13 protein-coding genes are annotated in these 14,564 nt (G+C 58.8%); 11 read left to right on the top strand and 2 right to left on the bottom strand.

The features are described from left to right. Positions 1 to 18: 18 nt before the first annotated feature. Positions 19 to 2,286, bottom strand: a complete 2,268-nt coding sequence (gene tynA, locus U0026_RS11855; RefSeq protein WP_062773499.1) for a primary-amine oxidase — start codon at positions 2,284 to 2,286, stop codon at positions 19 to 21. A gap of 310 nt (positions 2,287 to 2,596) precedes the next feature. Beyond that, positions 2,597 to 4,645 carry a phenylacetic acid degradation bifunctional protein PaaZ gene (gene paaZ / locus U0026_RS11850; RefSeq protein ID WP_062773502.1) on the bottom strand — a complete coding sequence of 683 codons (2,049 nt, stop codon included), beginning with the start codon at positions 4,643 to 4,645 and terminating at the stop codon, positions 2,597 to 2,599. A 285-nt stretch (positions 4,646 to 4,930) separates the two neighbouring features. On the opposite strand from paaZ, the gene paaA reads away from it, so the two are divergent. The 11 genes from paaA to paaK are packed head-to-tail and all read left to right on the top strand — an operon-like array spanning position 4,931 to position 14,455. After that, a complete protein-coding gene (gene paaA / locus U0026_RS11845) occupies positions 4,931 to 5,860 on the top strand; it encodes a 1,2-phenylacetyl-CoA epoxidase subunit PaaA (protein ID WP_062773505.1) in 930 nt (309 codons plus the stop codon). An 11-nt stretch (positions 5,861 to 5,871) separates the two neighbouring features. Then, positions 5,872 to 6,159, top strand: coding sequence for a 1,2-phenylacetyl-CoA epoxidase subunit PaaB (gene paaB, locus U0026_RS11840; protein ID WP_062773507.1), 288 nt, complete (start codon positions 5,872 to 5,874; stop codon positions 6,157 to 6,159). Between the two features lie 7 nt (positions 6,160 to 6,166). Next, complete coding sequence (gene paaC, locus U0026_RS11835) at positions 6,167 to 6,922, top strand: 1,2-phenylacetyl-CoA epoxidase subunit PaaC (RefSeq protein WP_062773510.1); 756 nt, start codon at positions 6,167 to 6,169, stop codon at positions 6,920 to 6,922. Between the two features lie 12 nt (positions 6,923 to 6,934). Next, positions 6,935 to 7,435 carry a 1,2-phenylacetyl-CoA epoxidase subunit PaaD gene (gene paaD / locus U0026_RS11830; RefSeq protein WP_062773512.1) on the top strand — a complete coding sequence of 167 codons (501 nt, stop codon included), beginning with the start codon at positions 6,935 to 6,937 and terminating at the stop codon, positions 7,433 to 7,435. 7 nt (positions 7,436 to 7,442) lie between these two features. Beyond that, a complete protein-coding gene (gene paaE, locus U0026_RS11825) occupies positions 7,443 to 8,513 on the top strand; it encodes a 1,2-phenylacetyl-CoA epoxidase subunit PaaE (protein ID WP_062773515.1) in 1,071 nt (356 codons plus the stop codon). After that, entirely contained in the window at positions 8,510 to 9,277 is a 768-nt protein-coding gene (gene paaF / locus U0026_RS11820; RefSeq protein WP_062773517.1) for a 2,3-dehydroadipyl-CoA hydratase PaaF, read from the top strand. The genes paaE and paaF overlap by 4 nt, the downstream gene beginning before the upstream one ends. 2 nt (positions 9,278 to 9,279) lie before the next feature. Beyond that, complete coding sequence (gene paaG, locus U0026_RS11815) at positions 9,280 to 10,068, top strand: 2-(1,2-epoxy-1,2-dihydrophenyl)acetyl-CoA isomerase PaaG (protein ID WP_062773520.1); 789 nt, start codon at positions 9,280 to 9,282, stop codon at positions 10,066 to 10,068. Between the two features lie 3 nt (positions 10,069 to 10,071). After that, the gene (locus U0026_RS11810; RefSeq protein ID WP_062773523.1) at positions 10,072 to 11,490 is read left to right on the top strand and encodes a 3-hydroxyacyl-CoA dehydrogenase; all 1,419 of its coding nucleotides are present in this window, start codon (positions 10,072 to 10,074) and stop codon (positions 11,488 to 11,490) included. Then, positions 11,483 to 11,905 carry a hydroxyphenylacetyl-CoA thioesterase PaaI gene (paaI, locus tag U0026_RS11805; RefSeq protein ID WP_062773526.1) on the top strand — a complete coding sequence of 141 codons (423 nt, stop codon included), beginning with the start codon at positions 11,483 to 11,485 and terminating at the stop codon, positions 11,903 to 11,905. Before U0026_RS11810 ends, paaI begins: the two co-directional genes overlap by 8 nt. Then, positions 11,905 to 13,110: a 3-oxoadipyl-CoA thiolase gene (gene pcaF / locus U0026_RS11800; protein ID WP_062773529.1), complete on the top strand. Its 1,206-nt coding sequence runs from the start codon at positions 11,905 to 11,907 to the stop codon at positions 13,108 to 13,110. Before paaI ends, pcaF begins: the two co-directional genes overlap by 1 nt. 28 nt (positions 13,111 to 13,138) lie before the next feature. After that, entirely contained in the window at positions 13,139 to 14,455 is a 1,317-nt protein-coding gene (gene paaK, locus U0026_RS11795; protein ID WP_062773531.1) for a phenylacetate--CoA ligase PaaK, read from the top strand. The last annotated feature ends 109 nt before the right edge of the window (positions 14,456 to 14,564 follow it).

Below are 14,564 nucleotides of genomic sequence, written 5' to 3'. Positions count from 1 at the left end.
TTTAGCGCTCAAATCACCTTACTTCTTCTTCTCACCCAGCGTCGGCGTCTCGTCAAAGAAGTTCCACGGTTTCAACAACGCATGCGCCCATTCCGTCGGCATAATCGGCCATTCTTCGGCGCGCGCCACGTGGGTGGTACCGGTAGTGATCCACACCACATCATCATTATTATCCAGCGACTCATCGTCCTTCGCATACTGCCCCAGACCGGTGTCGTGAATCGAGCGGTTCGGGTATTTCCCTTCCGGGTAACGCTCATCCTGATGATAGCGGGTGACCCACAGCTGCTTATCCATAAAGCTCAGACGGTGATAAATCCACTCGTCAGGGGCGAATTTTGCGCCGGTCGCTGCTGGATGCGTGCCGCCTGCGTAAGGGATAATCTGGTAGGACACTGGATTGCCCATGCGGTTTTCTTTCGTGGTATTGCTCAGCAGGCGGATGGTGCCCGGGTTAAACTTCTGCGCCGCTTTCTGCTCGCTTTCAATGCTGTACTGATTCACCTGCATGGTGCTGGTGCGCGGGCCGCCGCTGGTGTTTGGCTTCACTTCCGGGTCCATCGCCACCAGGCTGTTATTTTCGCCATCGACATCGAGGTCTAAGCGGAAGTTGTAAATATGCTGGTGGGTGGTGCCGACAATATTATGGTCGATCAGCGTACCGTAGCGGGTATCGTCTTTGGCGCTCGGGTCGTGCATGGTTTTCGCCAGCACGCCTTTCACCGCTTCAATGCCAGTGGCCCCGGCGTCAATGCCGATGGTGCCGTTTTCGTGGAACACCCAGTCGAAGATATAGTCGTAGTTACCGACGGTGCTGATCCAGCGCACCACCAGTTCGCGGCGCTCGGTGCTGACGTTCGGTTTGCCCATCTCCTGGTGTTTATACTCAGGCCCGGCGTAGCGTTCGAAGATGGCGACGGCGCGTGGAATGGTGGACGGCGCGCCGGTGTAATCGGCGATGGTTTCATCCAGCAGCACGGCGTTAGACGGCGCATCTTTGCCGCGCACGATTGGCGAGGTCAGGGTGCCCATGCCGTAATCGCCGGAATCCAGATACGCCTTGAAGTACCAGCCCACATCCGGGTCGCCGTAAGGCACGATCATCCCGCCGAGCGATCCTTCGTACATCACCTGACGTTTTTTGCCGTTGTCGTTATAGGTCACGGTGGAGAGAATCGGCCCGACGCGCGAGTTCAGGCGCAGGTGGAAGTCCCAGTTCTGCCAGTCAACCATATCGCCGGTGATTGTGTAGTTTTTGCCTTCCGGTTCGATAATTTCGAGCGGTTTCACCGATTTTGCGACGCGGTCGCGGCCATCGTATGGACGGGATTGCATCGGTACCGGGATCACCGGACCTTCTTCAATCTTGATGATTTTTTTCTGCTCAAGGTCAACGACGGCGACCTGATTTTCAATCGGGTGCGCCCAGTAGTTGCCGTCGCCGGTATCGAGGTAGCTGACCACTTTCAGCAGGCGTGCGTCCTGTTTCAGGCCGTCTTTACCGTCGAAGTAACCGACGGTGAGCGGGGTGGTGACCACTTTGCTGGTGTCCTGGATACCGTGTTTTTTCAGCACGTCAGCAAACTCGGTGCTGGCGTTAATGATGTTCTGCACGCTGGCGAAATCATCAAGCAGCACCATGCCGTGGGCGTCTTTGATCGGTGTCCAGGAGAGGATCTTTTTGTTTTGCAGATCGACCACCGCTTCAATCACGTGCTTGCCGTCGAGCATTACCACGTCGGCGGTGCGCGGGGCGTTAACCGGCGTACCGTTGAGGGCAAAATCCCATACGGCTTTTTTATCCGGCTCATGCAGGGAGATTTCGGTGAAACGCGTATTGGCCTGGAACTCCGGTGCGGCTTTAACAATCGTGACCGCTTCGCCAATCTCTGCTGATGACAGCGAGTTCAGCGGGTGAGGGACTTTTTCGACCTGGAAAGTCTGATCAAGCCCGGACTGGAAAACGTCGTTGATAAAGGTTTCAGAAATCCACGCTTTGCCGTTTTTCATCACTACCGGCACCTGTAAGTTCAGTGATTTGCCGTTGAGGATCGCGGTTTTCGCGCCCGGCTTCACCTTCACGTAGGCACCGTCTTTAATCAGGGTAAACACCTGCGCGTAATCATCCCACTGAACGTCAGCGCCAAACTCCTGCAGCGTTTTGTCCATAGGGACCATATGCGCTTCGCCACCGTGGGCGAACGCGGGGCCAGTCCCGACGCAACACAGGGCGATAGCCAGCGCCAGTGCGGTTTTGCGTGTCTTTTGAATCAAAGCGTTAGACATTGTGACCTCATCTTATCGTTATGTTGTGCCGTGCCAGGCTTTTCGGTTCCAGTCTCTTAACCTAACAGCCAAACGTCACGATACGTTTGCTCACGCTTGCCAGGTTATTGGTCAGTTATGCCAGTTATTTTTACGGGTTCAATGAAGGTGCTAACTCGGTGCACAGTACGATTCCCTCGCCCCTTTGGGGAGAGGGCTAGGGTGAGGGGGCTGGCAGGATATAAACATGAAGAAAACTCTTTTTAATTATGAAGCCGTAACCCTCTCCCTTCAAAAGGGAGAGGGTCCACAAGGGGGGCGCCCGTTCGAGTTACTGTTGGGGGAAATCCCCGTTCTGACGCGCGACCAGCGTCAAAATGGAGTACAGCGCCACCGCCTGCTGATGCTGGTTGAAAATCTCCACCGCCCATTCCACCACACCGGTGGCTTTCTCCTCGGCGCTGCGCTGGCGTTTCACCGTTTTGCGCTTGCAGGTCAGGCGCACCTGGATGGTATCGCCCGGTTTTACCGGTTCGATAAAGCGCAGGTTTTCCATGCCGTAGTTGGCGATAACCGGGCCGACGCCCGCGTCAACAAACAGCCCCGCGGCGGCAGAAATCAGGAAGTAACCGTGTACCACGCGCTCGCCAAAAATCGACTCGGCGGCGGCAATTTTGTCCATGTGAGCGTAGAAGTGATCGCCGCTCAGGCAGGCAAAGTTGACGATATCCGCTTCGGTCAGCGTGCGGCGTGGGGTCAGCAGGCTGTCACCGGGCTGGATCTCTTCAAAATATTTGCGGAACGGGTGGATGCGGTCTTCTGCCACCTGCGCGCCGCGCACCCATTGCTGGCCGATAGCCGCAAGCATGGTTGGGCTGCCCTGAATCGCGGTGCGCTGCATGTAGTGTTTTACCGCCCGCAGGCCGCCGAGTTCTTCGCCGCCGCCCGCACGTCCCGGGCCGCCGTGTACCAGCTGCGGCAGCGGTGAACCGTGGCCGGTAGATTCGACGGAAGATTCTTCGTTCAGCACCTGAATTCGCCCGTGGGCGCGGGCAGCACCGAGAATAAACGCACGCGCCAGTGCACCATCTGCCGTCACTAACGTTCCCGCCAGGCTACCTTCACCGGCGCGTGCCAGCTGCATCGCATGCTCGCTATTCTGATACGGCATCAGCGTCGCCACTGGGCCAAACGCTTCAATAGCGTGAACCGCCGCCACTTCATCCGGCTGCGCGCAGAACAGCAGCGTCGGCGGGAAGAATGCCCCGGCAGCATTGAGATCGGCTTTGCCACCCAGCAGCACTTCACATCCGGCGTCCACCAGACGATTCACGTTGTCCTGCACGTCCTGACGCTGCTCGCTGTTGACCAGCGCGCCCATCTTCACGCCTTCCTGCGCCGGGTCGCCGACCACCACTTTTTGCAGACGCGCAATCAGCGCTTCGCTCACCGCTTTCACCTGCGCCTGTGGCACGATAATCCGGCGAATAGCGGTACATTTTTGCCCGGCTTTGGTGGTCATCTCACGCACCACTTCACGGATAAATAGCACAAATTCAGGCTGTTCCGGCGTCACATCCTCGCCCAGCACGCAGCAGTTCAGCGAGTCCGCTTCCATGGTGAAGGGAACAGATTTCGCCACCAGATTTGGATGCACGCGCAATTGCTGCCCGGTTTTTGCTGAGCCGGTAAAAGTCACCACGTCCTGATGATCAAGCTGGTCGAGCAGGTCGCCCGCGCCGCCGCAAATCAGGCTGATCGCGCCTTCCGGCACCAGCCCGCTATCTACAATCGCTTTGACCATCGCCTGGGTTAGCTGCGCGGTGGCGGTGGCCGGTTTGATGATCGCGGGCATCCCGGCAAGCCAGGTGGGGGCCAGCTTTTCTAACATGCCCCAGCAGGGGAAATTAAAGGCGTTGATATGCACCGCCACGCCGGATTTGGAGGTCAGCACGTGACGCGCGGCAAAGCCGCCTTGTTTGGACAGCGGGATCAGCTCATCTTCCGGCCACAGGGTATCGTCCGGCAGTTCACGGCTGCCGAGACCTGCGTAGGTGAAGAGGGTGCCGATACCGCCTTCAATATCCACCCAGCTATCCGCACGCGTCGCGCCGGTCTCGGCGGAAATCGCGTAGAAATCGGCCTTCAGCTCCAGCAGATGTTTCGCCACCGCTTTTAACATTGCGCTGCGTTCAATAAAGGTCATCGCCTGTAACGCTTTGCCGCCGTGCTCGATGGCGAACCGGCGCGCCTGCGCCATATCCAGCCCCTCGCTTGTGACTTCCCACAGCGCTTCTCCGCTGATGGCGTGATGAATGGTGCGGGTGCGGCCCCGGCCGGTCTGCCAGGCGCCGGATAAATAGCTGGCTAACTGCTGCATGGTTATTCTCCAGATATGTTACGTAATCTCGCTATAAATAGTTCTTTTCTGAATCATAAAATGCAAGCCTGATTTTAATAATTTGTTAACAATGCGATCGAGGACACTATCCCTGATAGTGATACAAGCCTGTTTATAAAAGGATTAATAAAACCCTTTGCGGTACTCATCACAAAATTCACAAACAAAATTTGTGGTTTTATTTAACTAAGATGTAACTTTTATAAAACAAAGTGATTCGCAAAAATTGATTTGTTGAATTTATCGGAATCATAAGGTGATGACGTGACAGAAGAACATAGCTTTGACCAGCGCATCGCGCAGGATACCGCCATCGAACCGCAGGACTGGATGCCGGATGCCTACCGCAAAACGCTGATTCGTCAGATTGGTCAGCATGCGCATTCGGAAATTGTTGGCATGCTGCCGGAAGGTAACTGGGTAACCCGCGCCCCAACGCTTCGCCGCAAAGCGATTCTGCTGGCGAAAGTTCAGGACGAAGCCGGACATGGCCTGTACCTCTACAGCGCCGCCGAAACCCTCGGCTGCGCGCGTGAAGATCTGTATCAGAAGATGCTCGACGGGCAGATGAAGTACTCCTCCATTTTTAACTATCCAACCCTGACCTGGGCGGATATCGGCGTCATCGGTTGGTTGGTCGACGGCGCTGCGATCGTCAATCAGGTGGCGCTGTGCCGCACCTCATACGGCCCGTATGCCCGGGCGATGGTCAAAATCTGCAAAGAAGAGAGCTTCCACCAGCGTCAGGGTTTTGAAGCCTGCATGGCGCTGGCGGCAGGGAGCGAAGAACAGCGTCAGATGCTGCAGGACGCCATCAACCGCTTCTGGTGGCCAGCGCTGATGATGTTCGGCCCGAGCGATGACAACTCGCCGAACAGCGCCCGCAGCATGGCGTGGAAAATCAAACTGCACTCGAATGACGAATTGCGTCAGCGCTTTGTCGACAACACCGTGCCGCAGGTGGAAATCCTCGGCATGCAGGTGCCGGACGCTGACCTGACGCTTGACGAAGCTACCGGTCACTACCGCTACGGCGAAATTGACTGGCAGGAACTTAATGAAGTCATCAACGGGCGTGGCATCTGTAACCACGAACGTCTGGGCGCAAAACGCAAAGCCTGGGAAGAGGGGGCATGGGTGCGCGAAGCCGCGCTGGCGCATGCCGAAAAACAGCAGGCCCGCAGCGCCGCCTAAGGAGAATAAAGATGAGCAAAACATACTGGCCGTTATACGAAGTGTTTGTCCGCAGCAAACAAGGTTTGTCTCACCGTCACGTCGGCAGTCTGCACGCCGCCGATGACCAGATGGCGCTGGAAAACGCGCGCGATGCCTACACCCGTCGCAGCGAAGGTTGTTCGATTTGGGTAGTGAAGGCGAGCGAAATTGTCGCCTCGCAACCGGAAGAACGCGGTGCGTTTTTCGACCCGGCAGAGAGCAAAGTCTACCGCCATCCGACGTTCTACACCGTGCCGGACGGCATGGAACATATGTGAGGCAACGATGAATAACCTGAATCCCGTTGCCACCTATGCCCTGCGTCTGGGCGATAACGGCCTGGTGCTGGCCCAGCGTTTAGGCGCGTGGTGCGGTCATGCGCCGGAGCTGGAGATTGACCTGGCGCTGGCTAATATCGGACTCGACCTGCTGGGTCAGTCGCGCAATTTTCTCAGCTATGCCGCTGAACTCAACGGCAGCGGCGACGAAGACACGCTGGCCTTTGGTCGCGATGAACGTCAGTTCCGCAATCTGCTGCTGGTCGAACAGCCGAACGGCAACTTTGCCGACACCATCGCCCGTCAGTTCTTTATCGACGTCTGGCACGTGGCGCTGTTCAGCCGCCTGGTCAACAGCCGTGACGCGCAGCTTGCCGCTATCGCCGCCAAAGGGCTGAAAGAAGTGCGCTATCACCAGCGTTTTAGCCGCGGCTGGCTGGAGCGTCTGGGTAACGGCACCGAACACTCGGCAAACCTGATGCAACAAGCGGTGGACAGCCTGTGGCGCTTCACCGGCGAGTTGTTCCAGGCCGATGAGCTAGAGATCGAATTAATTGCGCAGGGGATCGCCGTCGATCCGCGTGAACTACAGGCCGAATGGCAGGCGACGGTGCACACCGCGCTGCTCGATTCCGGTTTGCAGATCCCGCAAGAAGCGGCGTTCCGTAGCGGCGGGAAACAGGGGCTGCACAGTGAACATCTGGGGCCGATGCTGGCAGAGATGCAGTACTTGCAACGTGCTTACCCCGGTCAGCAGTGGTAAACGGAGGTCGCTATGCAACGTCTTGCCACCATCGCGCCCGCTGAGGTGCATACCGTTTGGGGATTGCTAAGCGCCATCCCCGACCCGGAAGTCCCGGTGCTGACCATTACCGACCTCGGCATGGTCCGCAGTGTAGATCGTCACGGCGACGGCTGGGTGATTGGCTTCACGCCAACCTATTCCGGCTGCCCGGCAACCGAACATCTGTTAGGTGAAATTCGCGCGGTGATGACCGAGCACGGCTACACCCCGGTGCACATTGTGTTGCAGCTTGACCCGCCGTGGACTACCGACTGGATGAGCCCGGACGCCCGCGAGCGCCTGCGCCAGTACGGCATCAGCCCGCCGCAGGCCCACGCCTGTCACGCCGACGAAATGCCGAAGGATGTGCTCTGTCCACGCTGCGGCAGCACCCACAGCTCGCTGATTAGCGAATTCGGTTCCACGGCCTGCAAAGCGCTGTATCGCTGCGAAAGCTGCCGTGAACCCTTTGATTACTTTAAATGTATTTGAGGTCGCGATGACAACATTTCATTCGCTTACCGTGGCAAATGTTGAGCCGGAAACCCGCGATGCGGTGACCATCACCTTTGCCATACCCGACGCGCTACGCAGCGCCTACGCCTTCCGTCCGGGCCAGCATCTGACGCTGAAAACCCGTCTTGGTGGCGAAGAACTGCGTCGCTGCTACTCCATCTGCCGCAGCCGCTCACCGGCAGAAATTAGCGTGGCGGTGAAAGCCATCGACGGTGGCCGTTTTTCACGCTTCGCCCAGAGCGATATCCAGCAGGGCATGGAATTTGAGGTGATGGTGCCGCAGGGTCACTTTGGCTACCAGCCACAGGTCGATCGCAGCGCGGACTATCTGGCGATCGCCGCCGGTTCCGGGATCACGCCGATGATGGCGATTATCGAAACCACGCTGGCGATGGAAAGCGACAGCCGCTTCACCCTGATCTATGGCAACCGCAGCAGCCACAGCATGATGTTCCGTCAGGCGCTGGCCGATCTGAAAGACCGCTATCCGCAGCGTTTACAAGTGATTCATCTGTTCAGCCAGGAGTCGATGGACAGTGACCTGTTACAGGGGCGCATCGACGGCGACAAACTGCGCGCGCTGTCTGAGCATCTGCTCGATTTTAGCCGCTTTGACGACGCCTTTATCTGCGGCCCGTCGGCGATGATGGACGATGCTGAAACCACGCTGCGTGCGCTGGGAATGCCGGAAAAAGCCATTCACCTGGAGCGTTTCAATACGCCAGGCACCAGCGTCAAGCGCGCCACCGGCGTACAGGCCGAAGGGCGCACGGTGACGTTGCGTCAGGACGGTCGCGAGCGTCTGATTTCACTCTCTGCCGAAGACGACAGCATCCTCGACGCCGCACTGCGCCAGGGGGCCGACCTGCCGTTCGCCTGCAAAGGCGGCGTCTGCGCCACCTGCAAATGCAAAGTGGTGCGCGGCGAAGTGGCGATGGCCGCCAACTACAGCCTCGAAGCCGACGAACTGGCGGCGGGCTATGTGCTGAGCTGTCAGGCGCTGCCAACCAGCGGCGATGTGGTGGTGGATTTTGATGCGCGGGGGATGGCATGAGCGAACTCCTCATTACCCGTCACGACCGCGTTTTACAACTGACGCTAAACCGTCCGCAGGCGCGTAATGCGCTGAATAACGCGATGCTGACCCAGCTTGCCGAGGCGCTGGAAAGTGCGGCGGCGGACGAGAGCATTAGTGTCTGCGTGATTAGCGGTAATACCCGTTATTTCGCGGCAGGTGCCGATCTCAACGAAATGGCAGAAAAAGATTTGCCCGCCACTTTTGATGATATTCGCCCGCGCTTATGGGCGCGTATCGATGCCTTTAACAAGCCGCTGATTGCGGTGGTCAACGGCTACGCGCTGGGCGCGGGCTGCGAGTTGGCGCTGCTGTGCGACCTGGTGATTGCCGGGGATAACGCCCGCTTTGGTCTGCCGGAAATCACCCTCGGCACCATGCCGGGGGCGGGCGGCACCCAGCGTTTGATTCGTAGCGTCGGAAAAGCGCTGGCCAGCCGCATGGTGCTCAGCGGTGAAAGCATTGACGCCCAGCGGGCACAGCAGGCCGGGCTGGTCAGCGATATCCATCCAGCCAACCTTTCTGACGAATACGCGCTGACACTGGCGGCGACCATCGCCCGTCACTCACCGCTGGCGCTGCGTGCCGCCAAACAGTCGTTACGTCTGGCGCAGGAGGTCAGTTTGCAGGCCGGGCTAACCCAGGAGCGCCAGCTGTTTACCGTGCTGAGCGCCACCGAAGACCGTCGCGAAGGCATCGCTGCCTTTTTAGAAAAACGCACCCCAGCCTTCAAAGGACGTTAACCGTGGACGCATTCATTCTTAGCGATATCGACCAGGGCGTGATGACCATCACCCTGAACCGCCCGGACCGACTCAACAGCTTTAACGACGCCATGCACCAGCAGTTGTCCGACTGCCTGAAGCAGGCTGAACGCGACGAGACCATTCGCTGCCTGCTGATTACCGGTGCCGGGCGCGGTTTTTGTGCCGGACAGGATCTGAACGATCGTAACGTTGACCCAAGCGGCCCCGCACCGGATTTAGGCATGTCGGTGGAGCGTTTTTATAACCCACTGGTGCGCCGCTTAGCTGCGTTACCGAAACCGGTGATTTGCGCGGTCAACGGCGTAGCGGCAGGTGCCGGTGCCACGCTGGCGCTGGGCTGCGATATCGTGCTGGCGGCGCGTTCTGCGAAATTTGTGATGGCTTTCAGCAAGCTAGGCCTGGTACCGGACTGCGGCGGAAGTTGGGTAATACCGCGCGTCACCACCCGCGCCCGCGCTATGGGATTGATGCTGCTGGGCGACAGCTTGAGCGCAGAACAAGCCGCGCAGTGGGGCATGATCTGGCAACTGGTGGATGACGCAGAGCTGAAAGACACCAGCCTGACGCTGGCGCGCCATCTGGCCTCTCAGCCCACCTACGGTTTAGGGCTCATCAAGAAAGCGTTGCAGCTGGCGGAAACCAACTCCCTGGATGACCAGCTTGACGTTGAGCGCGATTTCCAGCGCCTTGCCGGGCGCAGCGACGACTATCGCGAGGGCGTCAGCGCCTTCCTCGGCAAACGTCCTCCACAGTTCAGCGGGAAATAACTCATGACGCAAACACTCCACACCGTCGCCGTGATTGGCGGCGGCACCATGGGCGCGGGCATTGTTGAAGTGGCTGCCAGCGCCGGGCATTCGGTGCTGCTGTATGACATTTCCGCCGACGCGATTACTCGCGCCATCGACGGTATTGCCCAGCGTCTGGATTCCCGCATCAGTCGCGGGAAAATCAGCGCCGAGCAAGCACAGATGCTGCTGGCTCGTATTACTCCGGCAACTGAACTGAATCAGCTTGCGGATGCGCAACTGGTGATTGAAGCGGCGTCCGAGCGTCTGGAGATCAAACAGGCGCTGTTCAGCCAGCTGGCGGAGATCTGCTCCCCGTCGACGCTGCTGACCAGCAATACCTCGTCGATTTCCATTACCGCCATTGCCGCTGGCATTAAACACCCCGAGCGCGTAGCGGGTCTGCATTTCTTTAACCCGGCACCGGTGATGAAGCTGGTCGAAGTGGTCAGCGGGCTGGCAACCTCAGCCGAAGTGGTTGAGCAACTGTGCCAGTGTGTGAGCGCCTGGGGTAAACAGCCGGTGCGCTGTCGTTCAACGCCGGGCTTTATCGTCAACCGCGTGGCGCGGCCGTTTTACGCCGAAGCCTGGCGAGCGCTGGAAGAGCAGGTGGCGGCGCCTGAAGTGATTGACGCCGCATTGCGCGACGGCGGCGGGTTCCCGATGGGGCCGCTGGCGCTGACCGACCTTATCGGCCAGGACGTGAATTTTGCGGTGACCTGTTCGGTGTTTAACGCTTTCTGGCAGGACCGACGTTTTCTGCCGTCGCTGCTGCAACAGGAGCTGGCCATTGCCGGGCGTCTGGGTAAGAAAAGCGGTCACGGTGTTTATCGCTGGCCTGTTGAAGCACAGCCGGAACTGGCGCTGGCTGTGGTGTCAGCGCACTGTGCTGCGGAAAATATCAAGCGTGACGTTGTCACTGAATTAGACGATGTGCTGCTACTGGAAACCACGGGTGAAACCGCGCTGGCCTTAAGTGTGCAGCACAACCGCCCGGTGGTGGTGTACGACTACGCGGCGGGCGACACGGTGGTGCTGGCGAGTGCTGCCACCAATCCACAAGCCGCCACCGATAAAGCGGTTTATTTCTTCCAGCAGCAGGGCAAAAAGGTGCTGCACATCGCCGATTACCCCGGCCTGCTGGTGTGGCGCACGGTGGCGATGCTGGCGAATGAAGCGCTGGACGCGCTGCAAAAAGGCGTTGCCAGCGCCGAGGATATCGATACCGCCATGCGTCTGGGCGTTAATTACCCGCACGGCCCGATTGGCTGGGGTGACTCATTGGGATGGGGGCGCGTCCTGCGTCTGCTGGAGAACCTGCAACAGCATTACGGCGAAGAACGCTATCGCCCGAGTGCGCTGCTGCGCGAAAAAGCGCTACTGGAGATGCGTCATGAGTAATGAAGCCTGGCGCAACGCCCGCGCCATGTATGAGAACGATACCTGCGCCAAAACGCTGGGTATCAAGATTATCGAAATGGACGAAGGCTACGCGCAGATGACCATGGCGGTGTCACCGAATATGTTGAACGGCCATCAAACCTGCCACGGCGGACAACTGTTTTCGCTGGCAGATACCGCATTCGCCTACGCCTGCAACAGTCAGGGGCTGGCGGCGGTGGCGTCTGCCGCCAGTATCGATTTCCTGCGTCCGGCCTTTGTTGGTGAACTGCTGACCGCCACCGCGCGGGTCAAGCAGCAGGGCAAACTGACCGGCGTTTACGACATTGAAATTATCAATCAGCAGCAAAAAATCGTGGCCCTGTTTCGCGGCAAATCGCACCGCATCGGCGGCACTATTACAGGAGAAGTCTAATGCGTGACGCGTTTATTTGTGACGGCATTCGTACCCCGATTGGTCGCTACGGCGGCGCGCTGGCCGGCGTTCGCGCCGACGATCTGGCTGCCATTCCGCTGCGGGAATTACTCAACCGGAATCCGAAGTTGGATGCCAGCGCCATCGACGATGTGATCTTCGGCTGCGCCAATCAGGCGGGGGAAGATAACCGTAACGTGGCGCATATGGCGACGCTGCTGGCGGGTTATCCGCACTCTGTGGCGGGCACCACCATCAACCGATTGTGTGGTTCCGGGCTGGACGCGATTGGCTTTGCCGCTCGGGCGATTAAAGCCGGTGATGCGGATCTGCTGATTGCCGGTGGCGTGGAATCCATGTCCCGCGCGCCGTTTGTGATGAGCAAAGCCACCTCGCCGTTTCAGCGTCAGGCGGAGATGTTTGACACCACCATCGGCTGGCGTTTTGTGAACCCGCTCATGCAGCAACAATTTGGAACTGACAGCATGCCGGAAACGGCGGAGAATGTAGCTGAATTGTTAAATATCAGCCGCGAAGACCAGGACGCCTTTGCTTATCGCAGCCAGCAGCGCACGGCACAAGCTCAGCGCGACGGCATTCTGGCGCAGGAAATTGTGCCAGTGCAGATTATCGGCAAGAAGGGCGCGGTCAGCGCGGTGCGTGATGATGAACATCCGCGTGCGGAAACCACCCTCGAACAACTCTCTTCACTGAAAACCCCGTTCCGTAAAGGCGGCGTAATTACCGCCGGGAACGCCTCCGGCGTGAACGACGGTGCGGCGGCGATGATTATTGCCAGCGCAGAACAGGCAAAGGTACAGGGGCTGACGCCGCGAGCACGCATCGTAGCGATGGCGACGGCGGGTGTGGAGCCGAAGTTTATGGGGCTGGGGCCGGTGCCGGCAGTGCGTAAAGTGCTGGAGCGTGCCGGGCTGAATATTAACGATATGGATGTGATTGAGCTGAACGAAGCCTTTGCCGCTCAGGCGCTGGGCGTGATGCGCCAGCTCGGTCTGGCAGATGATGCTGAACACGTGAATCCCAACGGTGGCGCCATCGCCTTAGGCCACCCGCTGGGAATGAGCGGCGTGCGGTTAGCGCTGGCGGCAACGTTGGAACTGGAACGACGCAATGGACGCTATGCGCTGTGTACGATGTGTATTGGCGTGGGCCAGGGCATTGCCCTGATCCTCGAGCGAGTGTGAGCTAATTGACCTGCGGATACCCTACAAAATGACAACTACAACAACATTAGATCCGATTGAAACTGCATCGCGTGACGAATTACAGGCTCTGCAAACCGAACGTCTGAAGTGGACGTTAAAACACGCCTATGAAAATGTGCCGATGTATCGCCGTAAGTTCGATGCGGCGGGCGTTCATCCGGATGATTTCCGTGAGCTGAGTGACCTAAGCAAGTTTCCCTGCACCACCAAGCAGGACCTGCGTGATAACTATCCGTTCGACACCTTCGCGGTGCCGATGGAGCAGGTGGTGCGTATCCACGCGTCGTCCGGCACCACCGGCAAACCGACCGTCGTTGGCTATACGCAAAACGACATCGATACCTGGGCCAATATCGTGGCGCGCTCCCTGCGGGCGGCGGGCGGCACGGCGAAAGACAAAATCCACGTCGCCTACGGCTATGGCCTGTTTACCGGCGGCCTGGGCGCACATTACGGCGCGGAACGTTTAGGGGCCACGGTGATCCCGATGTCCGGCGGGCAAACCGAGAAACAGGCGCAGCTGATTCGTGATTTCAAGCCTGACATGATTATGGTGACGCCGTCTTACTGCCTGAACCTGATTGAAGAACTCGAACGCCAGATGGGCGGCGACGCGCGCGGCTGCTCGCTGCGTACCGGCGTGTTTGGCGCCGAGCCGTGGACGGCGGGAATGCGCGCCGAAATTGAACGTCGCCTCGGCATTACCGCGCTGGATATTTACGGCTTGTCTGAAGTGATGGGGCCGGGCGTGGCGATGGAATGTATTGAAACCGGCGACGGCCCGACTATCTGGGAAGATCATTTCTTCCCGGAAGTGGTTAACCCGGAAGACGGCACGCCGTTGGCCGACGGCGAGCACGGCGAACTGCTGTTCACCACCCTGACCAAAGAAGCGCTGCCGGTGATCCGCTATCGCACCCGCGACCTGACGCGCCTGCTGCCGGGCACCGCCCGCACCATGCGCCGGATGGATCGCATCAGCGGGCGCAGCGATGACATGCTGATTATTCGCGGCGTTAACGTCTTCCCATCGCAACTGGAGGAAGAGATCCTCAAGATTGAACATCTGGCGCCGCATTACCAGCTGGAGGTGGATCGCCGCGGGCATCTTGATTCACTTTCCGTGCGCGTGGAGCTAAAAGAGAGCGGTCTGGCGCTGAGCCACGAGCAGCGCTGCCAGATTTGCCACCATCTGCGTCACCGTATTAAGTCGATGGTTGGGATCTCTACCGATGTCAGCATCGTTAACTGCGGCAGCATTCCACGCTCCGAAGGCAAAGCGTGCCGGGTGTTTGATTTGCGTAAAGCCGCCGCTAATGGTTAACACCTTCTCCCGGAGGCGGCGCGTTGCGCCTGTCCGGGCTACCCGATGCCTCAAGCCCATAGCCCGGACAGGTGCGTAGCACCGCCTCCGGGATTTCCTGTGCTATGAT

The sequence above is a fragment of the Kluyvera intermedia genome (assembly GCF_034424175.1).
In the GTDB taxonomy this organism is placed as follows: domain Bacteria; phylum Pseudomonadota; class Gammaproteobacteria; order Enterobacterales; family Enterobacteriaceae; genus Kluyvera; species Kluyvera intermedia.
Note: the sequence above shows the minus strand (reverse complement) of the source record. Positions and strands in the feature narration are given on the sequence as shown.

Bases quoted from the DNA above. Each gene is read 5' to 3' on its own strand.
- paaE (WP_062773515.1), top strand. From the start codon at position 7,443: ATGACAACATTTCATTCGCTTACCGTGGCAAATGTTGAGCCGGAAACC.
- U0026_RS11810 (WP_062773523.1), top strand. From the start codon at position 10,072: ATGACGCAAACACTCCACACCGTCGCCGTGATTGGCGGCGGCACCATG.
- paaI (WP_062773526.1), top strand. From the start codon at position 11,483: ATGAGTAATGAAGCCTGGCGCAACGCCCGCGCCATGTATGAGAACGAT.
- tynA (WP_062773499.1), bottom strand. From the start codon at position 2,286: ATGTCTAACGCTTTGATTCAAAAGACACGCAAAACCGCACTGGCGCTG.
- pcaF (WP_062773529.1), top strand. From the start codon at position 11,905: ATGCGTGACGCGTTTATTTGTGACGGCATTCGTACCCCGATTGGTCGC.
- paaF (WP_062773517.1), top strand. From the start codon at position 8,510: ATGAGCGAACTCCTCATTACCCGTCACGACCGCGTTTTACAACTGACG.
- paaK (WP_062773531.1), top strand. From the start codon at position 13,139: ATGACAACTACAACAACATTAGATCCGATTGAAACTGCATCGCGTGAC.
- paaB (WP_062773507.1), top strand. From the start codon at position 5,872: ATGAGCAAAACATACTGGCCGTTATACGAAGTGTTTGTCCGCAGCAAA.
- paaZ (WP_062773502.1), bottom strand. From the start codon at position 4,645: ATGCAGCAGTTAGCCAGCTATTTATCCGGCGCCTGGCAGACCGGCCGG.
- paaC (WP_062773510.1), top strand. From the start codon at position 6,167: ATGAATAACCTGAATCCCGTTGCCACCTATGCCCTGCGTCTGGGCGAT.
- paaD (WP_062773512.1), top strand. From the start codon at position 6,935: ATGCAACGTCTTGCCACCATCGCGCCCGCTGAGGTGCATACCGTTTGG.